At 63.1% G+C, this 21060-nt stretch carries 20 protein-coding genes; 12 read left to right on the forward strand and 8 right to left on the reverse strand.

Annotation, left to right across the window (positions count from 1 at the left end; all coding sequences use genetic code 11):
- Nucleotides 1-137: 137 nt before the first annotated feature.
- Both SynA1562_RS05355 and psbA read right to left on the reverse strand, forming a co-directional pair.
- Nucleotides 138-422 (reverse strand): DUF1651 domain-containing protein, encoded by a 285-nt coding sequence (locus SynA1562_RS05355; RefSeq protein WP_186495326.1) that lies wholly within the window; start codon nt 420-422, stop codon nt 138-140.
- A 423-nt stretch (nt 423-845) separates the two neighbouring features.
- On the reverse strand, nt 846-1925 hold the full coding sequence (psbA, locus tag SynA1562_RS05360; protein ID WP_186495048.1) for a photosystem II q(b) protein: 1080 nt from the start codon (nt 1923-1925) through the stop codon (nt 846-848).
- A 288-nt stretch (nt 1926-2213) separates the two neighbouring features.
- Here psbA and SynA1562_RS05365 point away from each other — a divergent pair, with 288 nt between their 5' ends.
- Complete coding sequence (locus SynA1562_RS05365) at nt 2214-3407, forward strand: DUF4336 domain-containing protein (protein WP_186495049.1); 1194 nt, start codon at nt 2214-2216, stop codon at nt 3405-3407.
- Here the strand turns inward: SynA1562_RS05365 and SynA1562_RS05370 are convergent.
- Nucleotides 3397-3750 carry a DUF760 domain-containing protein gene (locus SynA1562_RS05370; protein WP_115023423.1) on the reverse strand — a complete coding sequence of 118 codons (354 nt, stop codon included), beginning with the start codon at nt 3748-3750 and terminating at the stop codon, nt 3397-3399. The two genes, SynA1562_RS05365 and SynA1562_RS05370, sit on opposite strands and share 11 nt — an antisense overlap.
- Nucleotides 3751-3799: 49 nt before the next feature.
- A complete protein-coding gene (lepB, locus tag SynA1562_RS05375; protein ID WP_186495050.1) occupies nt 3800-4390 on the reverse strand; it encodes a signal peptidase I in 591 nt (196 codons plus the stop codon).
- 57 nt (nt 4391-4447) lie between these two features.
- Here lepB and menD point away from each other — a divergent pair, with 57 nt between their 5' ends.
- Genes menD through murF form a run of 6 tightly spaced genes read left to right on the forward strand, consistent with a single transcriptional unit; the run spans nt 4448 to nt 11275 of the window.
- A complete protein-coding gene (gene menD, locus SynA1562_RS05380; protein ID WP_186495051.1) occupies nt 4448-6133 on the forward strand; it encodes a 2-succinyl-5-enolpyruvyl-6-hydroxy-3-cyclohexene-1-carboxylic-acid synthase in 1686 nt (561 codons plus the stop codon).
- A 5-nt stretch (nt 6134-6138) separates the two neighbouring features.
- Nucleotides 6139-7008, forward strand: a complete 870-nt coding sequence (gene menB, locus SynA1562_RS05385) for a 1,4-dihydroxy-2-naphthoyl-CoA synthase (protein ID WP_186495052.1) — start codon at nt 6139-6141, stop codon at nt 7006-7008.
- A gap of 5 nt (nt 7009-7013) precedes the next feature.
- Nucleotides 7014-7559 (forward strand): L,D-transpeptidase, encoded by a 546-nt coding sequence (locus SynA1562_RS05390; RefSeq protein WP_186495053.1) that lies wholly within the window; start codon nt 7014-7016, stop codon nt 7557-7559.
- A 55-nt stretch (nt 7560-7614) separates the two neighbouring features.
- Nucleotides 7615-9150 carry a glycogen synthase GlgA gene (glgA, locus tag SynA1562_RS05395; RefSeq protein WP_186495054.1) on the forward strand — a complete coding sequence of 512 codons (1536 nt, stop codon included), beginning with the start codon at nt 7615-7617 and terminating at the stop codon, nt 9148-9150.
- Nucleotides 9147-9929, forward strand: a complete 783-nt coding sequence (locus SynA1562_RS05400) for a hypothetical protein (RefSeq protein WP_186495055.1) — start codon at nt 9147-9149, stop codon at nt 9927-9929. Before glgA ends, SynA1562_RS05400 begins: the two co-directional genes overlap by 4 nt.
- Complete coding sequence (gene murF / locus SynA1562_RS05405) at nt 9926-11275, forward strand: UDP-N-acetylmuramoyl-tripeptide--D-alanyl-D-alanine ligase (RefSeq protein ID WP_186495056.1); 1350 nt, start codon at nt 9926-9928, stop codon at nt 11273-11275. Before SynA1562_RS05400 ends, murF begins: the two co-directional genes overlap by 4 nt.
- A 10-nt stretch (nt 11276-11285) precedes the next feature.
- Here the strand turns inward: murF and glmU are convergent, their stop codons facing one another.
- The 4 genes from glmU to SynA1562_RS05425 are packed head-to-tail and all read right to left on the reverse strand — an operon-like array spanning nt 11286 to nt 16503.
- Nucleotides 11286-12638 (reverse strand): bifunctional UDP-N-acetylglucosamine diphosphorylase/glucosamine-1-phosphate N-acetyltransferase GlmU, encoded by a 1353-nt coding sequence (gene glmU, locus SynA1562_RS05410; protein WP_186495057.1) that lies wholly within the window; start codon nt 12636-12638, stop codon nt 11286-11288.
- Nucleotides 12639-12674: 36 nt separating this feature from the next.
- A complete protein-coding gene (locus tag SynA1562_RS05415; protein ID WP_186495058.1) occupies nt 12675-13610 on the reverse strand; it encodes a tRNA (5-methylaminomethyl-2-thiouridine)(34)-methyltransferase MnmD in 936 nt (311 codons plus the stop codon).
- Nucleotides 13591-14916, reverse strand: coding sequence for a 3-phosphoshikimate 1-carboxyvinyltransferase (gene aroA, locus SynA1562_RS05420; protein WP_186495059.1), 1326 nt, complete (start codon nt 14914-14916; stop codon nt 13591-13593). The genes SynA1562_RS05415 and aroA overlap by 20 nt, the downstream gene beginning before the upstream one ends.
- A gap of 24 nt (nt 14917-14940) precedes the next feature.
- Nucleotides 14941-16503 (reverse strand): UbiD family decarboxylase, encoded by a 1563-nt coding sequence (locus tag SynA1562_RS05425; RefSeq protein WP_186495060.1) that lies wholly within the window; start codon nt 16501-16503, stop codon nt 14941-14943.
- A 63-nt stretch (nt 16504-16566) separates the two neighbouring features.
- Here SynA1562_RS05425 and SynA1562_RS05430 point away from each other — a divergent pair, with 63 nt between their 5' ends.
- Genes SynA1562_RS05430 through sds form a run of 5 tightly spaced genes read left to right on the forward strand, consistent with a single transcriptional unit; the run spans nt 16567 to nt 21057 of the window.
- The gene (locus SynA1562_RS05430) at nt 16567-17298 is read left to right on the forward strand and encodes a 2-phosphosulfolactate phosphatase family protein (protein WP_186495061.1); all 732 of its coding nucleotides are present in this window, start codon (nt 16567-16569) and stop codon (nt 17296-17298) included.
- Between the two features lie 34 nt (nt 17299-17332).
- Entirely contained in the window at nt 17333-18154 is an 822-nt protein-coding gene (locus SynA1562_RS05435) for a carbon-nitrogen hydrolase family protein (protein ID WP_186495062.1), read from the forward strand.
- Between the two features lie 5 nt (nt 18155-18159).
- Nucleotides 18160-19254 carry an N-acetylmuramoyl-L-alanine amidase gene (locus SynA1562_RS05440; protein WP_011364111.1) on the forward strand — a complete coding sequence of 365 codons (1095 nt, stop codon included), beginning with the start codon at nt 18160-18162 and terminating at the stop codon, nt 19252-19254.
- A complete protein-coding gene (gene murI / locus SynA1562_RS05445; RefSeq protein WP_186495063.1) occupies nt 19251-20048 on the forward strand; it encodes a glutamate racemase in 798 nt (265 codons plus the stop codon). The genes SynA1562_RS05440 and murI overlap by 4 nt, the downstream gene beginning before the upstream one ends.
- Nucleotides 20049-20085: 37 nt before the next feature.
- Nucleotides 20086-21057 carry a solanesyl diphosphate synthase gene (gene sds, locus SynA1562_RS05450; protein ID WP_186495064.1) on the forward strand — a complete coding sequence of 324 codons (972 nt, stop codon included), beginning with the start codon at nt 20086-20088 and terminating at the stop codon, nt 21055-21057.
- The last annotated feature ends 3 nt before the right edge of the window (nt 21058-21060 follow it).

Raw genomic sequence — 21060 nt, forward strand, 5'->3', positions numbered from 1 at the left:
GTCCCTTGCGAGTGCAGACAGCCGTAGAGCCCTAAGTCGCCGTGTGTTCGGCTGTTTCATAACCGCACTCTGGACTACCGCTGGTTTTGCTCCAATTGCCAACGATTTGTAAGCACTTGGTTGCCCAGTTCACTGCCTTACAGAAGTGGACCGGCGCAGCGCCTCCAACCCATTGATTTGAGTGCATTCCATTTTTCCAGCGCCTCTTGTCGTGTCATCAGTTGACTCCCCTGAGGAATCGGGTCGTCAGGTGGTCGCCAATGGAAGCTGCGCATGACGATCGACTCGCCTTGAGAGCCATCCTTGGCAGCGGTGAATTGGTAATAAAGCTGCTGTGGCTCATTGACAAGCCACGCGCCAACCGACTTGTAGGAGAGTTCTTCAGTGATGAGTTCGCCCCATGGGAGAGTAGCCTGATCGATCGATCAGACGGCTTTTTTCGTAGGTGAGCTGGCGGAGCCTTTCGATGTGCTGCTCATGCTCTCCGCTGCTCCAGTGCTGTGGGAAGGCAACCCGGGCTTGAAGCTCCGAGATTTGGTTGTTGAGTTCTCTCGCTGGGTCCTCGGACCGAAGGTCCTCTCCACAGTGGACCATCACCTCCCCCTTCTGGTGAGGGAAAAGTGAATCTCTTGAATCACTACTGATGCGCCTTTCGGGAGAGGTCGTTGACCTAACAGGAAGGTCGGCCCATCTCTTTGGCGGTGATTGGATTAGTCGTTCCAGGCAGTGTTGGCGTTACCTGATCGCGGTTGATCCGACTCCAAGAACTGCCTGCACAACAAAAAGCCCCCTCCGAGGAGGGGGCTTTCCGATTCAGTTGATCTGAATCGTTTGTTGATTCCAGATCAACCGATGGCAGGAGCTTGCAGAGCCACAGGAGTGGACTCAGCAGCAGCCAGGTCGAGGGGGAAGTTGTGAGCGTTGCGCTCGTGCATCACTTCCATGCCGAGGCCGGCACGGTTCAGCACATCAGCCCAGGTGTTCAGGACGCGGCCCTGACCATCAAGGATGGACTGGTTGAAGTTGAAGCCGTTCAGGTTGAAGGCCATGGTTGACACGCCGAGGGCGGTGAACCAGATGCCGACAACAGGCCAGGCAGCCAGGAAGAAGTGAAGGCTACGGCTGTTGTTGAAGGAGGCGTATTGGAAGATCAGGCGACCGAAGTAACCGTGGGCAGCCACGATGTTGTAGGTCTCTTCCTCTTGGCCGAACTTGTAGCCGTAGTTCTGGGACTCGCTCTCGGTGGTTTCACGCACCAGGGAGGAGGTCACCAGGGAGCCGTGCATGGCGGAGAACAGGCTGCCGCCGAAAACACCTGCGACGCCCAGCATGTGGAAGGGGTGCATCAGGATGTTGTGCTCGGCCTGGAACACCAACATGAAGTTGAAGGTGCCGGAGATGCCCAGGGGCATGCCATCAGAGAAGGAACCCTGACCGAAGGGGTAAACCAGGAAAACAGCCATCGCTGCAGACAGCGGAGCGCTGTAGGCGACGCAGATCCAAGGGCGCATGCCCAGGCGGTAGGAGAGTTCCCACTGACGACCCATGTAGGCGGAAATGCCGATCAGGAAGTGGAAGCAAACCAACTGATAAGGGCCGCCGTTGTACAGCCACTCATCGAGGGAAGCAGCTTCCCAGATGGGGTAGAAGTGCAGGCCGATGGCGTTGCTGGAAGGAACAACAGCACCAGAGATGATGTTGTTGCCGTAGATCAGGGAGCCAGCGACAGGCTCGCGGATGCCATCGATATCAACCGGAGGAGCGGCGACGAAAGCGATGACGAAACAGATGGTGGCAGCCAGCAGTGTGGGGATCATCAGCACACCGAACCAACCGACATACAGACGGTTGTTGGTGGAGGTGACCCACTCACAGAAGGCCTGCCAGCTGGAAGCGCCGGAGCGCTGCTGGAGGGTGGTGGTCATGAGAACGGAAAGAAGCCGGTGGGACGAATCCCGGTGGCAGATAAGAAAGGTCGGTTAGCCCGACAGCGTCAATGTAAAGGAAGTTTGCGGCGCCGACACGACACTCAGTCCGAGCACTCCTGATGGGATCGATAGGTCGGGCTTATCAGCTGATCAGCGGTGTGCGTTGGGCAAGGAATCTGAGTGTTCTTTGCACCCGTCTGCTTGCCGTGTGGGCATAGCGATTTGGGATGAAGAAACCGGCCTGAAGAATGGCCTGATTCATTTTTCTGCAGAATCACTGCACTGATGTGGAGTGTGGTGGCTAGAGCTGGTGTGAATCCTGCGGATCAGCGCTGGGGTTTCTGGCCGCTGCTGCCGCTATATCCCTATGGCCGTCGCCGCACGCTGTTCAGTGAGCTGATCCCTGGTCAGCTCTGGAGCCTGGAGCAGCTGCAGGGGGTGTATTACGTGGCCGTGCCGGTGCGGCTCACCGTGGCCAAGGTGCCCGGCGGCTTAATGCTGGTGAACCCTCTTCCGCCCACCGGTGAAGTGCGCCAAGCCATCGCCGGGTTAGAACAACAACACGGCCCCGTGCGCACGATCGTGCTGCCCACCGCCTCTGGGTTGGAGCACAAGCTTCCCCTCGGTCCCTTGGCCCGCGCCTTCCCAGATGCGGACATCTGGGTGTGTCCGGGGCAGTGGAGCTTTCCGGTGCAGTTGCCCCTGGCCTGGCTGGGTGTGCCAGCGCGCCGCACCAAGGTGTTGTTCGACGATGGCCTTCCCCATGGCGATGTTTGTGAGTGGTTCTCCCTAGGACCGCTCGATCTTGGCGTCGGCCGTTTCCAGGAAGTCTCCTGTTTGCATCGCCCGTCAGGGGCTCTGTTGGTGACCGACGCCCTTGTGGGCATCAGTGCTGAAGCTCCGGCCCTGTTCGACCTCGATCCAACGCCGCTGTTGTTCCATGCCCGCGAACGCGGCGATGAGCCCCTCACCGATTCAGCGGAAGCACGCCGCCGCGGCTGGGCCCGGCTGGTGCTGTTTGCCTCCTACCTGAGGCCGGAACCACTTGAGGTGCCTGCGCTGCCGGAGTTGCTGCGGGATGCGTTCAAGCCCGGGCTCCGCTCCCTCAAGGCCCACTTCGGCATCTACCCCTTCCGTTGGAAGGCCGGTTGGCAGGCGGCTGCCGATGGCTTGATCGGCGAAGAAGCGCCCAAGTTGCAGGTGGCCCCAGTGCTTGAGCGGTTGGTGTTGCCCAGAGCTAAGGAGGCTCTGTTGCGATGGCTGCAGGAGTTGAGCGGACGGGCTGAGCTGCGTTGGCTGGTGCCGGCTCACTACAGCGCGCCGGTCACATTCACACCCGAGACAGTGCAACAACTGATCTTGTCGTTGCAACAGCGGGACTGGGCTCCCAGTTCAGAAAACTGGGAGTTTCTGGGATCCATTGATCAGCGTTTGATCGATCTCGGCGTCGTGCCTGATCAGCCAGTGATCAAAGCTTGAGTTCGTCTTCCGGCTCGATTGCCATCTGTTCGTCAGCGAACAGGGTCTCTTCGAGCTCCTTGCGCTGTTCCATCTGGCGCAGGAAATAGCCGGTCATCATTGCCGAGGCCAACATGTTGGCGAGGTTGTCGCGGTTGGCCGTCACCTTTACCTCAAAGTGCTCTCCGGGAAGCATTCCCAGCAGGCCCTGAACGTTGTGGCGAATGATGTCTTGAATATCGTTGCTTGCTGATTTGGCGACCCGCTGCAGGGTGTCAGGCGACTGCTCTTGCAGGTACTGAATCAGGCTGTTCCCCGCTTGACCATCACTGCTGTCAGTTGTCAGAAACTCGGGGTTAAACATTCGCCTGTGATGTTCATCACGGACTTGACCTTAACGCAGGCACTCGTAATCAACCGGCATCGCTGCTGTCGGTGATCCGTAACGGACCGAACCTCTGCAGCGGCCAATACCGCCAGACCGCCGTGCCCAACACATTGTTCTCCGGCAGTGATCCCCAGAGGTGGGAATCGAGGCTGGCATTGCGGTTGTCCCCCATCACCCACAGCTGATCTGCTGGCACGGTGATCGGGGCCATTTCGTAGTTGATCGGTTCCGCCAACCAGGGTTCTGCCGCCGGTTCGCCGTTGCGGAACAGCCTGCTGTCGTGCACGTCCAGCTGATCGCCAGGCAGTCCCACCACCCGTTTGATCAACGCAGCGGAGGCGTCGTAGCCAGCGGCCACGAGCTGCTCGGGCGGGGTGAAGACCACCACATCGCCCCGGTGCAGATGGCTGTGGCGGCTGCGGGCCAGTCGGGGCCTCACTTTCTCCACAAGGATGCGGTCCTGCAGCTGCAGGGTGGGCAGCATCGAGCCGGAGGGAATCCAGCGTGGTTCCACCACCAACCAGCGCAGCAGCAGCGCCAGCAGGGCCCAGAGAATCAGATTGCGCCAGAAGCCCTTGCTGTCTTCTTCTGGAGCGGGTGTCGTGGGTTGGGTCATCGTTGACCGAAGATCACACCAGCCTGGCCTGCTGCACTGACCATCGCTCGCGCCAATTTGCAGGCGGCCCTCACGCTTCTTGAGGCTCTATGTCTTCAGGGGCTGAAGCAGCTGGTGCTCTGCCCTGGCAGCCGTTCCGGTCCTCTGGCAACAGCGGCGGGAGTGCTGGCGAACCAGGCGAAGCTGCAGTTGGTCACGGCCATCGACGAGCGCTCAGCCGCGTTTCTGGCCCTCGGCATGGCGACTGCCCATGGCCGTGCCGTGGCAGTGGTCACCACCTCCGGCACCGCGGTGGCCAACCTGCTATCCGCTGCGGTAGAGGCGGACCGCTCCTGTCAGCCCTTGCTGCTGCTCACGGCGGATCGCCCCCTCCGGCTCAAAAACTGCGGCGCTAACCAGACGGTTAATCAGGAATCTTTTCTGCTCGCGGCCTGCCGCTGGTTCGGCAGTGGAGCGGCAAACGGCATCCACACGCAGGCAAACGACACCCTCAATGCCCTGGCGGCTCAGGCCTGGCAGCAAGCTCAGGGTTCAGGCACTGGGCCGCCAGGAGCGGTTCACCTCAACCTGCCCTTCGAGGAGCCGCTGCACACCACGCTTGAGCAGCAACAACAGCTGGCTTCGGCTGCGCTCCCGCCCACGGCTTGCCCAGAGCCTTCGCCAGGGATCAGGCTTGCGCCTCGCCTCGATCCAGAGCGGCCAGGGGTTGTGATTGCGGGTCCCTGGCGTGGCCTCTCGCCCGCCTTGCAGGCCCATCAACAGGCACTGCATCGCTGGCTCGACCTCAGCGGTTGGCCTCTGCTGGCCGATCCCCTTGCCGCCCTGGCCCCCGATTGCCCCAACCGCATCGAGCACTGGGAGCTGCAGCTCAATCGGCTGAGCCTGCCTGACGATGCGCAGGTGTTGCGGCTGGGACCGATGCCAGCCAGCCGGCGGCTAGAGGCATGGCTTCAGCGCCATCAGGGCCCCCAGCTGTTGATCACTGAAGGAGATCCAAGGCCGCTGGATCCTTTGCAGATGGCCAGCCAATGGTCGGGGGGCATGGCCGCCTGGATCGCTCAACAGCCTGGTCTGAAACAGGCGACCAAACCATCGGTTGGCACCAATGATCTTTCGCCGTGGCTTGAGACCCAGCTGCCCTTGCATGGCGCCGTCAATGAGCCCGCTCTGGCCTACTGGCTCCCCCAGCTTTTGCCGGAGCAGCTGCCGGTGATGCTGGCCGCCAGTTCACCGGTGCGCGACTGGTTGACCTGGGGCGGGCCTGCCTGCGGCCGCCACCGTTGCTTCAGCTTCCGTGGGGCCTCGGGCATCGACGGCACCTTGTCGCTCGCCATGGGTCTGGCGGCGAATCTCGGTCCGTTGGCGCTGGTGACCGGTGATCTGGCCCTGCTGCACGACAGCAACGGTTGGCTGCATGCCTCGTCCGCTGCTGCACCTCCACCTCTGCTGGTGCTGCTGATCGACAATGGCGGTGGCGGCATTTTTCAGCAGCTGCCCATTGCCACACCGGGCTTCGAATCGCTCTTCGCCATGCCCCAGCAGGTGGACCCCCTGGCCCTGGCGGCAGCCCATGGCGTCCCTGGCCGCCAGGTGGCCTGTCTGGAGGATTTGCAGGAGGCCTTGGCCTGGGGCTTGTCGCAGCAACGGCCGGTGTTATTGCGGTTGTGCAGCAACCGCGGCCGTGATGCTGCCTTGCGCCAGCAGTTGCGCGCCGCTGCTCAGAATGAGGGCACTGAGCTCTGAGCCCGATGAGTGACATGCGTCAGGTGCTCCCCGGTGCGTCAACCGCGCAATGGACACCGTGGGGCAGCTACCAGGACATCCTGGTGGACCGTTGCGCGGACGGCCTGGCCCGTGTGGCCATCAACCGCCCCGCCAAGCGCAACGCCTTCCGCCCGCAGACGGTGATGGAGCTCTGTGATGCCTTCACGCGCATCCGGGATGACCGTGACATCGGTGTGGTGCTGTTCACCGGCGTTGGCCCAGCCGCTGATGGTGGCTACGCCTTCTGTTCCGGCGGCGACCAGAGTGTTCGCGGCGACGGCGGTTACGTCGGTGAGGACGGTCTGCCGCGCCTGAACGTGCTCGATCTGCAGCGCATCATCCGCAGCCTGCCCAAGGTGGTGATCGGTTTGGTGGCCGGCTACGCCATGGGCGGTGGCCAGGTGTTGCATCTGCTCTGCGACCTCAGCCTCGCCGCCGACAACGCTGTGTTCGGCCAGACCGGTCCCAAGGTCGGCAGTTTTGATGGCGGCTTCGGTGCGGGCTACCTGGCGCGGGTGGTTGGCCAGCGCAAGGCCCGTGAAATCTGGTTTCTCTGCCGCCGTTATGGCGCCAAGGAGGCTTTGGACATGGGGCTCGTCAACGCCGTGGTGCCGTTGGAGCAGTTGGAGGCGGAGGGGGTGCGCTGGGCCCGCGAGGTGCTGCAGCACAGCCCCACGGCCATCCGTTGCCTCAAGGCCGCATTCAATGCCGAAACCGATGGCCTCGCCGGGCTGCAGGAGCTGGCTGGCAACGCCACCCATCTCTTTTATCGAACCGAAGAAGCCGTGGAAGGTCGCAATGCCTTCCTTGAAAAGCGGTCTCCGGATTTTTCCGAGACAGGCTGGTTACCCTGACGGGGATGCTCCCTCTCCCCCCGCCGGAACCGCTGGCCCTGCTGCAGGCGGCGGCTGAGGATTCCGTGACGGCAGGCCTGGCTTCACTGCCTCAGGATCTGCGTGGCAATAGCAGTCGCCATGTGGTGATGCTGCGCGGCCGTCGCCGTGTGTTTCTGTTCGACAACGGCAGGCTGCGCAACGCCTTTCCGGTGGCCATCGGCATGCCCGGCTGGGAGACCCCCACCGGACGTTTTGAAGTGCTGCAAAAGATTCCCAATCCGGTGTGGGTGCATCCGGTGAGTGGAGAGCGGGTTGAGGAGCAAGGTCCCAATAACCCTTTGGGCAGCCACTGGATCGCTTTCCACCGCGATTGCCTCGGCCGCGATGCCCACGACGGTGATGCCTGGATCACGATCAAGGGATGCACCACCACGGGGTTCCATGGCACCCCCCACCGCTGGACGGTGGGACGGGCCGTTTCCCATGGCTGCGTGCGGCTTTACAACGAGGATGTGCGTGCCCTGTATCGCCAGGTGTCGCTTGGAACTCAGGTGACGGTTCTTCCCTGACGGAACAGATTCCGAAATTCCCCTTAAAGTCGCCGCGCCAACGCCGATCTGAGACATGCGCATCCTCTTCGCTGCAGCGGAATGCGCCCCGATGATCAAGGTTGGAGGAATGGGCGATGTTGTTGGCTCTCTGCCGCCGGCATTGGCCAAGCTCGGCCACGACGTGCGCCTGATCATGCCGGGCTACGCCAAGCTCTGGAGCCGCCTCAACGTGCCGGCGGATCCGATCTGGCGGGCCCAGACGATGGGCACCGAATTTGCCGTCTATGAAACGAAGCATCCTACTAATGGGATGACCATCTACCTGGTGGGTCACCCGGTGTTCGACCCCGAGCGCATCTACGGCGGCGAGGACGAGGACTGGCGTTTCACCTTCTTCGCCAGTGCTGCTGCCGAATTCTCCTGGAACGTCTGGAAGCCCCAGGTGCTGCACTGCCACGACTGGCACACCGGGATGATTCCGGTGTGGATGCATCAGGACCCTGACATCAGCACGGTGTTCACCATTCATAACCTCAAGTACCAGGGTCCCTGGCGCTGGAAGCTCGATCGGATGACCTGGTGCCCCTGGTACATGCAGGGGGATCACACCATGGCCGCTGCGCTGCTCTACGCCGACCGCGTCAATGCGGTGTCGCCCACCTATGCCCAGGAGATCCGAACGGCGGAATACGGCGAAAAGCTGGAGGGTCTACTCAACTTCGTCTCGGGCAAGCTGCGCGGCATCCTCAACGGCATTGATCTGGATGCCTGGGATCCAGCCACCGATCGCTCCCTGCCGGCAAACTTCAGCGCCGACGATCTTTCCGGCAAGGCGGTCTGCAAGAAGGTGCTCCAGGAGCGGATGGGGCTGGAGGTGCGGGAGGACGCCTTCGTCCTCGGCATGGTCAGCCGCCTTGTCGACCAGAAGGGAGTCGATCTGCTGCTGCAGGTGGCTGATCGGCTGCTGGCCTACACCGACACCCAGATCGTTGTGCTGGGAACCGGCGACCGGGGGCTCGAATCCGGACTCTGGCAACTCGCATCCCGTCATCCAGGCAAGTGCGCCGTCTTCCTCACCTACGACGATGACCTGTCGCGGTTGATCTACGGCGGCAGCGATGCCTTCCTGATGCCCAGCCGTTTTGAACCCTGTGGCATCAGCCAGCTCTATGCCATGCGCTACGGCTCAGTGCCCGTTGTTCGCAAGGTGGGTGGTCTCGTTGACACGGTCCCGCCCCACATCCCCGCTGCCGACAGCGGCACAGGTTTCTGCTTCGATCGCTTTGAACCGGTTGACTTCTACACAGCCCTGGTGCGGGCCTGGGAAGCTTTCCGCCACCGGGACAGCTGGGTCGAGCTGCAGAAACGCGGCATGAATCAGGACTACAGCTGGGATCGTTCCGCGGTCGATTACGACCTCATGTACAAGGACGTCTGCGGCATCAAGGAACCCACCCCGGATGCTGCTCTTGTGGAGCAGTTCTCCCAGGGTCAGGCTGCTGACCCCTCCCGTTCTGAGGGGCAGACTGAAGAGGCCAGCGCCCCTGCTGAGGTGACCTCCGCCGGCCGCAACCCCCTGAACCGTCTCTTCGGTCGTCGATCAAGTTGAGTTTGAGCGAGCCCGCCCGATCCGACTCCTCCTCTGAGGCTCGATCTGAGCCCCAGAGCAGCGAGCCATCGGGCAATCTTCCCGCTCCTTACGTCAGTCCCTGGCAGGAATTCGGCCGCAACCTTCAGGCGATGGCCGCTGATGTTCGGCTCAGGGGCCAAGAACTCTGGCGCCGCAATCGGGAGGGCGAGCTTTCGGTTCCAGGCTTCTGGCCCCGGGATCTGGCCCCCAGCTTCTGGCCGCTGCTGCTGGTGTTGCTGCTTCTGCTGCCGCTGGCTGGGATTCGCCTTTGGCAGGACCATTCCCGCCCCGCCCCGCGTCCGGATCCGGCTGAGCTGCAGCGCACGTCTCCCCTTGAGCTCCCCGTGCCGGAGCTGATCCCGGCACCACAGCGCAAGGCGGAGGAGCCATCACCCTTGCCGGAAGCGATGGATGCTGAGCCGGCCGTGGAGCCATCGGAGTCGGAGCAGCCCAACCAACCCCACCTCAGTTTCGATCCTCTCTTCGAGCTGTTTCAGGACACGTCCATCCCCGAAGGTCTGCTCCGTTCGGCCAAGCCCGTACCGGAGCAGGACCGCTTGCTGTTGGAGTTGTCTGTTGGCGTATGGCAGCAGTTGCCGCCTGATCAGCGCCAGACCCTCGCCTCCAGTTGGCTTCAGTCGGCGTTCGAGCTGGATTACGCCAGTCTTCAGTTGGTCAATGAACAGGGCGATCTGCTGGGGAGGTCAGCTCGGGTTGGGGGCGGCATGATCCTGTTTGACCTCGGGTTGGTGGGATGACCCTGACGCTTCGTCAGCTGATGGATGCCTGGGGAGTCCCCCAGGGCGGCAGCTTTGAATCCGAAGCCCTTGTGGGACGGGTCTGCACCGACAGCCGAAAGCTTCAGCCGGGTGATTTTTTTGTCCCCCTCGTGGGCGAGCGCTTCGATGGTCATCAATTTCTCGCCCAACTGCCTGAACACAAGGTCCAGGGTGCTGTTGTGAGCCGCAGCTGGACTGAACCGTTGCCTTCGAGCCTGTTGCATTGGCGCGTGGACGACACTCTGCTGGCCTATCAACAGCTGGCCTTGCTGCACCGCCGTGCCCTCGGCAAGCCTCTGGTGGCGGTGACGGGCTCAGCCGGCAAAACCACAACCCGGGAGTTGATTCGAGCGACATTGGCTCCTCTGGGAGCGATTCAGGCCAGCGAAGGCAACAACAACAACGACGTTGGGGTTCCCCTCACCGTTCTGGGTGCCACCGAAGCTGATGCGGCCCTCGTGATTGAGATGGGCATGCGGGGGCCTGGGGAGATCGAGCGCCTCTCCCGCTGCACCGAGCCGGATCTTGCGGTGATCACCAACATCGGAACGGCTCACATCGGTCGTCTCGGTAGCCGCGAGGCAATTGCAGCGGCCAAATGTGAAATCACGGCTGGGCTGCATCCGCAGGGGACCGTGGTGATTCCCGCCGGTGATCCTCTTCTGGAGTCCGCCTTGTCGGCGGTCTGGTCCGGCCGCGTGCTGCGCGTGCGCCTGGCTGACGATCCCGAGGTCGAATCCGATTTGGTTGGAGACATCAACGGCGACCAGTTGCTGATCGATGCGGATCGTCTCCCGCTTCAGCTGGAGGGGCGCCACAACGCCCGCAACCTGCTCTTGGCCGTTGCGGTTGCTGACCAGTTGGGCGTGTCTCGCAGGGTGTTGCAAGGCATGCAGGTGACGGTGCCGGGCGGACGCAACCGCCGCCTTCAGCAGGGTGGTTTGACACTCCTCGATGAGACCTACAACGCCTCGCCTGAGGCGGTGTTGGCGGCTCTTGAGCTGCTGGCGGCTCAACCGGGGCGACGTTTTGCTGTGCTGGGCACCATGCTGGAACTTGGGGACCGCAGCTTGGAGCTGCATCAAGAGGTTGCCGCCCGCGCCGTACAGCTGGGCCTGGACGGTCTGGTGCTGGTGGATGGCGGTGCGGAGGGCAAGGCGATGGCTGAAGTGGCGGCATCCCTGCCCCATCTGCAGTTGGTTTCGAATCCGGAAGACGCCGCAGCGCCCCTGGCAGCCTGGCTGAACTCTGGTGATGTTCTGCTGCTCAAGGCCAGCCGCGGTGTTGCTCTGGAACAGTTGATTCCGCTGTTGCCACGCCTTTGAAAAGGCTGGATTAAACCTTTCGATCCGCCCAGCCGTCCTTGGTCATTTGTCGGGCACGACCAATGGCTAGGGCGCCATCCGCCACATCCTTCGTAATCGTTGACCCGGCACCGATGGTGGCGCGTTCACCGACGTTGATGGGGGCTACCAGCACTGAATTGGCACCGGTTTTGCTGTTGCTGCCGATCACGGTGCGGTGCTTGTTCACCCCGTCGTAGTTGGCGGTGATCGTTCCGGCTCCCACGTTGACCTTCTCCCCGAGTTGGGCGTCGCCGATGTAGCTGAGGTGGTTCACCTTGGTGCCAGCCCCCAGCTGGCTTTTCTTTACCTCCACAAAGTTGCCGATGCGGCAACCATCGCCGACATCGGCGGCCGGCCGCAGGTGAGCAAAGGGACCGATGGCAACGTCATTGCCGACCTTGGCCTCTCGCACCACGGAGTGCACAACACTGACGTTGGTTCCAACCGACGAATCCTCGATCAGGCTGCCAGGGCCGATCCGGGAGTTGTCGCCGATCACGCAGCGGCCGCGGAAGTGGGTTTGCGGCTCGATCACCACATCGCGGCCGAAGTTGCAGCCTTCACTGAGGGTGCAGCTGTCGGGATCAATGAAGGTGACCCCTTCATCCATCCAGTGGTGGCGCAGCCGTTGCTGCAGCAGGGCTTCGCACTGGGCCAGTTGCCGCCGGTTGTTGATGCCGTTCACCTCATCGGCATCGGCCACCTCCAGGTGCATGGCCTTCGGCAGCATCGCCACCGTGTCGGTGAGATAGAGCTCCCCCTGATCGTTGTCGGTGCTGAGTTTCGGCAGAACGTTGGCCAGGGCCGTCCAGTTGAAGCAGTAGATCCCGGCGTTGGTGAGGTTGTTGCTGCGTTGCTCGTCCGTGCAATCGCGATGCTCAATGATGCTGCTCACCTGGCCGTCGGCATCGGCGAACACACGCCCATAACCCGTGGGATCTTCGAGCCGTGCCGTCAGCAGGGTGACATCGGCACCACTGGCCCGGTGCTGTTGCACCAATGCTTCGACCGTTTCACTTCGCAGCAGCGGCACATCGCCGTTGAGAACGAGCAGCTCGCCCTCAAAGCCCTGAAGTGACGGAATCAGCTGTTGCACTGCATGGCCCGTGCCGTTCTGGGGCTGCTGCAGAACAAATTCCAGGCCGCCGAGCGGAGCCAGCTGCTGCTCCACCCGTTCGGCTTGATGCCCCACGATCAGCAGCCGCCGTTCCGGTTGCAGATTCCCGGCACTGGCGAGCACCCGTTCCACCAGGGTGGCTCCCGCCAGGGGTTGGAGCACTTTCGGGAGTGCGCTCTTCATGCGGGTGCCTTTTCCAGCGGCCAGAACGGCTACGGCGAGCATGCGGAGCGAGGGGAGGACGGGCGGAATCTACCGGGCTCAGGACGGACTGTCCCTGCGCCAGCGTCTCTGCCAGGCATTTGTGGGTTCGTAACCGCAATGCTCCTGTTCAAGGCGGCGGCGCTCAAGGATGCCCTCAGTCGTGGCATTGCTCTGGGGATCGCGAAACGGCACGGCCGCTCGCGTCTGCAGGTGTTCCCACTCCATCGCCGAGAGGGGGCGCCAACCGGGGCCGTTTGGAGGACAACCGGAGTCTGCGGGTGTGGCCAACGTGCCGCTGCTCCACCCCACCCGTTCGCCCGGGGCCGGCAGCAGTGAAAACAAGCTCAAGCCCGCTCGCTTCAGGCTGGCCCTCACTGCGGCCGAACGGCTGTAGGTGAGCAACCGTCCCTGTGGCGCCAAGCGACGCGCTAGGGCTCCCAGGAATTCCTCGCTCCACAGTTCCGGGCAGCGCTGGGGGGAAAAGGCGTCCAACAGCACCAGGTCAAAGCGAACTGACTCAGGTATCTGCTGGAGCATCGATCGGGCATCGCCCCAGAGCTGGATCCCTTGGCTGTTGTTCTCCTGCCAGCTGTTGTTCTCCTGCCAGCCGCCGTGGTCGCGAATGGCTTCAAGCCTCGCCAGCACACGGGCTGACCAGAGGCATTGGAAGCTCGCCTGCTCCAAGGCTTGTTCCAGGGGGCGGCGGTCCAGCTCAAGCCCCCACCACTCGAGCTTCGGCCCAGCCGTCGGCAAGGCCTCCAGCACAGCGGCCGTGTTGTAACCGAGCCCCAGGCACACATCCAGGATCCTTAGGTCAGAGCCGCTGCCGAAGCGCTGCAGCTCCGCGGGTTGCACGAACTTGGCCCGTGCCTCATTCAGGGCCCCGGCAGAATTGTGAAAGGCCTCTCCGAAGTGATCACTGTGCAGGCTGAAGCTGCCATCCGCCGTCGGATAGACGCGGAGCCCACCGAGCTCAGCAGCGGAGCCGTTCAAGTTCGTCCCAGAACGAGGGATACGACACGGCTGCGGCTTCGCTTCTCGCCAGGCTGGAGTTGCCGTCGGAGAGCATGGCTGCCACGCCAAGGCTCATCGCCACCCGGTGATCGGTTTCGCTGTCCAGCACGGCGCCCTTGAGCGGTCGACCGCCGCGGATGGTCATGCCGTCCTCATGTTCGTCAATGTCGGCCCCCATGGCCTTGAGCTGACGTGCCATCACCGCCAGCCGATCGGTTTCCTTCACCCGCAGTTCAGACGCTCCACTGATCCGGCTTTCGCCCTCGCAGAAACAGGCGGCGACGCTGAGGATTGGCACCTCGTCCACAAGGCGGGGCATGATCTCCTCGCCAAAGTTGAAGGGTTTCAACGGCCCGTGGGTCACCCGAAGATCGCCCACCGGTTCGCCCGCCACATCGCGGGGGTTGAGCACCTCGATTTGGGCACCCATCTGCTCCAACACCTCCAGGATTCCGGTGCGTGTCGGGTTCAGCCCCACGTTTTCGATGGTGAGATCGGCGCCTGGGATCAGGGCTCCAGCCACAAGCCAGAAGGCCGCCGAGCTGATGTCGCCGGGGACCACCACGTTCTGGCCATGCAGGGTGGCGCCGGGACGCACGCTGATGTGCCGTCCCATTTCGCCGCCCACGCTCAGGTCGGCGCCAAAGGCCTTCAGCATCCGTTCGCTGTGATCGCGAGACTGGGCCGGTTCGATCACCGTGGTGGGGCTCCCGGCCGTGAGCGCAGCCAGCAGCAGTGCCGATTTCACCTGAGCACTGGCCACCGGAGTGCCGATCACCGTTCCTTTCAACTTGCGCCCTTGCACCGCCAGCGGCGCGAGGTTGCCCCCATCACGGCCCCGCACATCCGCACCCATCGAGGCCAACGGTTGCCCCACCCGACGCATCGGGCGGCGGCGCAGGGAGGCATCGCCATCCAGCACAAAATGGCGACCGTCGCGGCCTGCCAGCAGGCCCAGCATCAGTCGCATCGTCGTGCCTGAGTTGCCGCAGTCGAGCACTTCTGCGGGTTCCTGCAATCCGTCCAGGCCCACGCCTTCCACGGTGACAATGCCGCCATCGGTGATCGGGCTGATTCTGACGCCCATGGCCCGCAGGCAAGCGGCTGTGCTCAGGGGGTCTTCAGCCGGAAGCAGCCCGTCAATCGTTGTCGTTCCCTCCGCGATGGCGCCAAACAGCAGTGATCGGTGCGAGATCGATTTATCGCCCGGGACCTTCACCCGTCCTTGGAGGCTGCCTCCGGCCTTGAGCTCACGGGGGTCGTCGGATTGGCCTGTGCCGCTCAAGGTTGTTTCGTCGTTGGGCTGATCCTATTGGCCGGTCTTCAGGCCCTGAATCAGGCGATCGAGGGCATAGCCGAACAGGCTGGGGTCGGGGTCATCGTTGCCGAGGTCCTCCAGACCCAGTTCGGCCCAGCGGTCGCTGACCCGTTGTTCCAGATCCGCCGGACGGCTGAGGGGTTCACCCCACTCGTGATTTTTCTCGGGTCCCACCTTGGTTGTGGCATCAATGGCCAGGCGTCCCCCGAGGCCCAATTGCTCGCTGGCGAAGTCCAGGGTGTCGAAGGGGGTGTTTTCCAGAGTGAACAGGTCGCGCTGGGGATCCACCTGGGCAGCGATGGCCCAGACCACCTGACGCGGGTCGCGCACGTTGATGTGACTGTCCACCACCACAACAAACTTGGTGTACGTGAATTGCGGCAGGGCACTCCAGAAGGCCATGGCAGCACGTTTTGCCTGCCCCGGATAGGCCTTGTCGATCGAGATCACCGCCAGCTTGTAGCTGAGCGCTTCCATCGGCAGAAAGAAGTCGGTGATCTCTGGAATCTGCTGCCGCAGGATCGGCGTGTAGATCCGGTTCAGCGCGATGGCCAGCATCGCTTCCTCCTTAGGAGGACGTCCGCTGAAGGTGGTGAGAAACACCGGGTCCCGCCGTTGGGTCATGCAGTGGAAGCGCACCAAAGGTGAGTCCTCCACACCGCCGTAAAAGCCCATGTGATCTCCGAAGGGGCCATCCGGCAGCACTTCCCCTGGAGTGATCGTTCCCTCCAGCACCACTTCGCTGTGGCTGGGCACCTGCAGGTCGATGGTTTTGCAGGGGGCTAGACGAACCCCTTCTCCGGCATAGATGCCTGCGAACAGCCACTCGCTCAGCTGCACAGGGATCGGTGTTGCTGCGGCCATCACCAGCAGCGGGTGTACACCGATGGCCACCGCCACCTCCAGCTTCTTTCCCATGGCGGCGGCTTTGCGCAGGTGGCGGGCACCGCCGCGCACGCTCAACCAGTGCACGGTCATCGTGTTCACCGACTGCCTCTGAAGTCGGTAGACGCCCACGTTGGGGACACCGGTTTCAGGGTCTTTGGTGATCACCAGTCCAAGCGTGATCACGCCCCCGGCATCACCGGGCCAGGGCCGGATCAGCGGGATGTTGTTGAGATCGACCTCATCACCACGGAACACCTGCTGCCGGCAGGGGGGTGTGAGGTCTCGGTCGGGCTTGGCCTTGACCAGATCCCAGAAAACCCGGGCGAATTGTTTGGTTTCGTTCAGCCCCTTGGGGGGGCGGGGTTGCTGCAGCAGGGCCAGGCGTGACCCCAGCTCCTCCAGCTGCTCGGCCCGTTCGAGGCCCATGCTCCACACCACCCGTTCGACGGTGCCGAGGGTGTTGACGGCCACTGGCATCGACGAGCCGATCACGTTCTCGAAGAGCAGGGCGGGCCCTCCTTGGCTCAGCACCCGGTCGGCAATGGCTGCCAGCTCAAGGTCGGGGTCCACCGGTGCCGTGATTCGTCGCAGCTGGCCTCGGTCCTCAAGCAGCTTGAGAAAGCCCTGCAGATCTCGGGTGGCCGGACCGGATTGGAACAGGGCCATGGGATGACGGTCTCGGCGCAAGCGGTCTCGGTACTGTGTCGCACGCCGGTGTTCAGCGTGGCCATGCAGATCTCCTACTTTCATGTGCCGGCAGAGATGCCGCAGGACCTTCGCCCTGATGCGGCGGTGGTGATTGACGTGCTGCGGGCTACCACCACCATTGCCTGGGCACTGCACAACGGCGCTGAGGCGGTGCAGGCTTTCGCCAGCCTCGACGACCTGCGCGCTGCGGCAGCGGGGTGGCCTGCCGATTCGCGTCTGCTGCTTGGTGAGCGCGGTGGGCAGATGCTCGAGGGGTTTGATCTGGGTAATTCACCCGTTGCTGTGACGCCGGAGCAGGTGGCTGGTAAGCGCCTGTTCATGAGCACCACCAATGGCACCCGCGCTCTCGATCGTGTCCGCGAGGTTCCCCTGCTGCTAACGGCGGCGTTGCCGAACCGCGAGGCCGTGGCCCAGCGCTTGCTGGCCAAGCAACCCAGCCACGTGGCGATTGTCGGCAGCGGTTGGGAGGGGGCCTACTCCCTCGAGGATTCCCTGGCCGCTGGTGCCTTGGGGCATCGCTTGCTGGAGCTGGATCCCACCGAGAGCAGCGCCGCCAATGACGAACTCACCTCGGCCGTCTCACTCTGGCGTCAGTGGCAATCCGATCCTGAGGCCTGTCTGCGCACGGCGACCCACGGTCAGCGCTTGATTCGCCTTGGCGATCACGACGCTGATTTCCGCTGCTGTGCCGGGCTTGATCAGCTGAGTGTCGTTCCGACACAGGTCGAGCCTGGGGTGCTTCGGGCGGCCTGACCCTCATTAAAATCTGCATATCTGATCAGTGCATGTGAGCGACTTCCTGGCGGCTGCTGTCCAGCTGACGAGCGGTCAGGATCCAGAGCTCAACTTCAATGCGGCTGAAGAGCAGATCGACCTGGCTGCCCGCCGTGGTGCCGAGCTGATCGGCCTGCCGGAGAACTTCGCCTTTATGGGTGAAGACACCCGCCGCCTGGAGTTGGCCCCGACCCTGGCTGAGCAGACCAGTCGCTTTCTGGTGACCATGGCGCGTCGCTATCAGGTGGCGCTGCTCGGCGGAGGCTTTCCCGTGCCGGTGGGTGATGGATCGCGAACCCTGAACCGCGCTGAGCTCGTTGACCGTGACGGCATGCTCCTGGGCCGTTACGACAAAATTCACCTCTTTGATGTCGACCTGCCGGACGGCAACACCTATCGCGAGTCGGCAACGGTGAACCCAGGTAGGGATTTGCCTCCGGTGGTTGAGATTCCCGGTCTCTGCAAGGTGGGGCTGTCCATTTGCTACGACGTGCGGTTTCCTGAGCTCTATCGCCATCTCGTCGGTGCCGGCGCAGACCTGCTGATGATTCCTGCGGCATTCACAGCCTTCACCGGAAAAGACCACTGGCAGGTGCTTCTGCAGGCCAGGGCCATTGAGAACACGGCCTATGTACTGGCTCCGGCCCAGACCGGTGTGCATCACGGTCGGCGGCAAAGCCATGGCCACGCCCTGGTGATTGATCCCTGGGGAACGGTCCTTGCTGATGCAGGTGTGCAGGCTGGAGCTGCCATTGCTCCGGTCAACACGAGTCACCTCGGCCATGTTCGGGGTCAGATGCCGAGCCTTCGGCACCGCCAACCCGCTCTGTTCTGAGCGCCATGGTTCCGGCGTCGTCTCGACGGCTGGCCTGGCTTTTGGCCGCGGCCCTGCAGTGCACTGCCTTCACTCAGGCATTGCCTGCCCGAGCCGCCAGTGCATTGGCCGCCTGGGCTTTCACCGAGCAGGGGGTCCTCAAGCTGCGCACCAGCCGGAATGCTCGTTTGGAGGCGTTTTTTCAGGCCGCCAGCGATGGCCGCGGCACCAGGGTCTGGATTGATATCCCTGGTGAGCTGAGGTTCCCGCGTCGCCTGGCCGGACGGGGTGCAGTCCGTGAGATTCGGTTGGGCAAACCCCGTGCCGGTGCCACCCGTCTGGTGGTGGAATTCCGCCCTGATGTGGATCTCAACCCCAACGATCTGCGCCTGCGTGGAACCGCTCCGGATCGCTGGGAACTGGTGTTCACCGGCCTGCCCACCCGCGGCTTGGATGATTTTGGTGAAGGCGATCTCACCGGTCGTGCCACGGCCTGGCTCCCACCCGGTGGATTCCGTCCCACCCGAACGCCGGTGGATCCTTCCGGGTTGCCAACGGTCGCCCGCAACCGCTATCGCATCGTCATCGACCCCGGCCATGGAGGCCCTGATCCTGGGGCTATAGGCATTCGCGGTCTGCGCGAGACCGACGTGGTTCTGGATGTGTCGCTGCAGGTGGCTGATCTGCTTCGGGCCAGGGGCGTGGACGTGCGCTTGACCCGCACGCGGGAGGTGGATGTGGACCTGCCGCCGCGGGTGTCCCTGGCAAATCGCAGCGGGGCCACGGCTTTCGTGAGCATCCATGCCAATGCCCTGAGCATGAACCGTCCGGATGTGAACGGGATCGAGACGTTCTTCTTCTCGGACCCCCGTTCTGGACGTCTGGCGTCCTATTTGCAGCAGCAGATGATGGATGTGTCCCCCGGAACACCGAATCGCGGCGTCAGACGCGGCCGCTTCTTCGTGATCCGGCGCAGCACCATGCCTTCGGCTCTGGTGGAGATGGGATTTGTCACCGGGGCGATTGACGCGCCGCGGCTGGCCAACGCTGACCATCGCCGCCGCCTGGCCTTGGCCCTGGCGGCCGGCATCCTCAACTATCTGAAGCAGGAGGTGCGATGACGCCGCAACTGCTGGGGTTCTTCGACAGCGGCCTGGGCGGCTTGACGGTGCTGTGCCGGGTGCTCGAACGCCATGGATCGGTGCCCTGCGTCTACCTCGGTGACACAGCCCGGGTTCCCTACGGGAACCGTCAACCGGATGACATTCGGCGCATCGCCGCTGAAGTGGTGGGTTGGTTGCGCGACCAAAAGGTCTCCACGGTGGTGATGGCCTGCAACACCACCAATGCCCTGGCGAGGGATGTGGCCGAGGGGCAGGCCGGGGCCCCGGTGATCGGTCTGATCGGCGCCGCCGCCGCGATGGTGGAAACACGCCGTGTTGGAGTGCTGGCCACACCAGCCACTGTGGCCTCTTCGGCCTACCGAGCCAGCATCGAAGCGCTTCACCCTGGGTCGATGGTGATTGAGCAGGCCTGTCCTGCCTTTGTTCCCCTGATCGAAGCCGGGGATATGAACAGCGATGACCTTCGCCATGCGGCCCAGGCCTATCTCGAACCCTTGCTGGCGGCTTCCGTGGAGTCGATCGTGCTGGGTTGCACCCATTACCCCTTGATGGTTCCACTGTTGCGTCAGCTTCTGCCGGAGTCCGTCCAGATCATTGACCCGGCCATTGGGGTGGCCCGTCAACTGGATGCTGTTTTGGGGGCACCGGGGCCGATTTCGGCTGTCCCACGTCCATTTTCCCTGGAGAGTTGCCGCTTCTGCGTCACCGCTGACCCCGATGGCTTCGCGATGCGTGCCACCCCTTGGCTGGGCCAGCGGCCTGACGTCAGCCTTCAGCTGCTGCAGGACTGAGCGTGGGACCACTAGGATCGCGGCGCCGAGGGGAGTCATGAGCACCGTTACCGAGCTACTCCAACCGGTAGAGACAGATCTTGAAATCCTGCTCGGAGACCTGCGCAGCCTGATTGGAGCTGGACACCCCATTCTTCAGGCTGCTGCGGAACATCTGTTCAGTGCCGGCGGCAAGCGTTTGCGTCCCGGCATTGTTCTTCTGCTGTCGCGGGCCCTCTCAGAGCAAGGAGATCTCTCGCCCCGCCATCGCCGCCTGGCCGAGATCACAGAAATGATCCACACGGCCTCGCTCGTTCACGACGACGTGGTGGATGAGGCTTCCACGCGGCGTGGTGTGGACACGGTCCACAGCCGTTTTGACGCTCGCGTTGCCGTTCTCGCCGGTGACTTTCTCTTTGCCCAGGCCAGCTGGCACCTCGCCAACCTCGATGACCTCGACGTGGTGAAGCTGCTCAGCCGCGTGATCATGGATCTCGCGGATGGGGAGGTGAAGCAGGGCCTCTACCGCTTCGACACGTCCCAAACCTTTGAGACTTACCTCGAAAAGAGCTATTGCAAGACGGCATCCTTGATTGCCAACAGCTGCCGTGCTGCAGGTGTACTCAGCGGTTGCTCGCCGACCCAGCTCGACAGCCTCTACCAATTCGGCCGCCAGCTGGGTCTGGCCTTCCAGGTGGTTGACGACATCCTCGATTTCACCGGAAACGACCAGCAGCTCGGCAAGCCCGCAGCCAGTGATCTCGCCAGCGGCTACCTCACCGCGCCCACCTTCTATGCCCTTGAGGAGCACCCATCGCTGCAGCCGTTGATCGATCGCCAGTTCTCCGAGCCCGGTGATCTGGACAAGGCGCTGGAGATGGTGCGGGCCTCCAAGGCGATTGAACGCACCCGTGAGCTTGCGGAAACCTTTGCCCGCGAATCCCGTGAATCAATCGCCTGGCTGCCGGAATCTGCGGCGCAACGCGCCTTGATGGAACTGCCGGACTTCGTCCTCAGCCGTCTGTACTAAGCC

It is taken from the genome of Synechococcus sp. A15-62 (assembly GCF_014280075.1).
Taxonomy (GTDB): Bacteria; Cyanobacteriota; Cyanobacteriia; order PCC-6307; family Cyanobiaceae; genus Parasynechococcus.

Excerpts from the sequence above, each read along its gene's own strand:
- SynA1562_RS05425 (WP_186495060.1), bottom strand. The coding sequence starts at position 16,503 with ATGGCCCTGTTCCAATCCGGTCCGGCCACCCGAGATCTGCAGGGCTTT.
- SynA1562_RS05365 (WP_186495049.1), top strand. The coding sequence starts at position 2,214 with ATGTGGAGTGTGGTGGCTAGAGCTGGTGTGAATCCTGCGGATCAGCGC.
- psbA (WP_186495048.1), bottom strand. The coding sequence starts at position 1,925 with ATGACCACCACCCTCCAGCAGCGCTCCGGCGCTTCCAGCTGGCAGGCC.
- SynA1562_RS05430 (WP_186495061.1), top strand. The coding sequence starts at position 16,567 with ATGCAGATCTCCTACTTTCATGTGCCGGCAGAGATGCCGCAGGACCTT.
- SynA1562_RS05390 (WP_186495053.1), top strand. The coding sequence starts at position 7,014 with ATGCTCCCTCTCCCCCCGCCGGAACCGCTGGCCCTGCTGCAGGCGGCG.
- SynA1562_RS05440 (WP_011364111.1), top strand. The coding sequence starts at position 18,160 with ATGGTTCCGGCGTCGTCTCGACGGCTGGCCTGGCTTTTGGCCGCGGCC.
- menB (WP_186495052.1), top strand. The coding sequence starts at position 6,139 with ATGAGTGACATGCGTCAGGTGCTCCCCGGTGCGTCAACCGCGCAATGG.
- SynA1562_RS05370 (WP_115023423.1), bottom strand. The coding sequence starts at position 3,750 with ATGTTTAACCCCGAGTTTCTGACAACTGACAGCAGTGATGGTCAAGCG.
- murI (WP_186495063.1), top strand. The coding sequence starts at position 19,251 with ATGACGCCGCAACTGCTGGGGTTCTTCGACAGCGGCCTGGGCGGCTTG.
- lepB (WP_186495050.1), bottom strand. The coding sequence starts at position 4,390 with ATGACCCAACCCACGACACCCGCTCCAGAAGAAGACAGCAAGGGCTTC.
- glgA (WP_186495054.1), top strand. The coding sequence starts at position 7,615 with ATGCGCATCCTCTTCGCTGCAGCGGAATGCGCCCCGATGATCAAGGTT.
- sds (WP_186495064.1), top strand. The coding sequence starts at position 20,086 with ATGAGCACCGTTACCGAGCTACTCCAACCGGTAGAGACAGATCTTGAA.
- murF (WP_186495056.1), top strand. The coding sequence starts at position 9,926 with ATGACCCTGACGCTTCGTCAGCTGATGGATGCCTGGGGAGTCCCCCAG.
- glmU (WP_186495057.1), bottom strand. The coding sequence starts at position 12,638 with ATGCTCGCCGTAGCCGTTCTGGCCGCTGGAAAAGGCACCCGCATGAAG.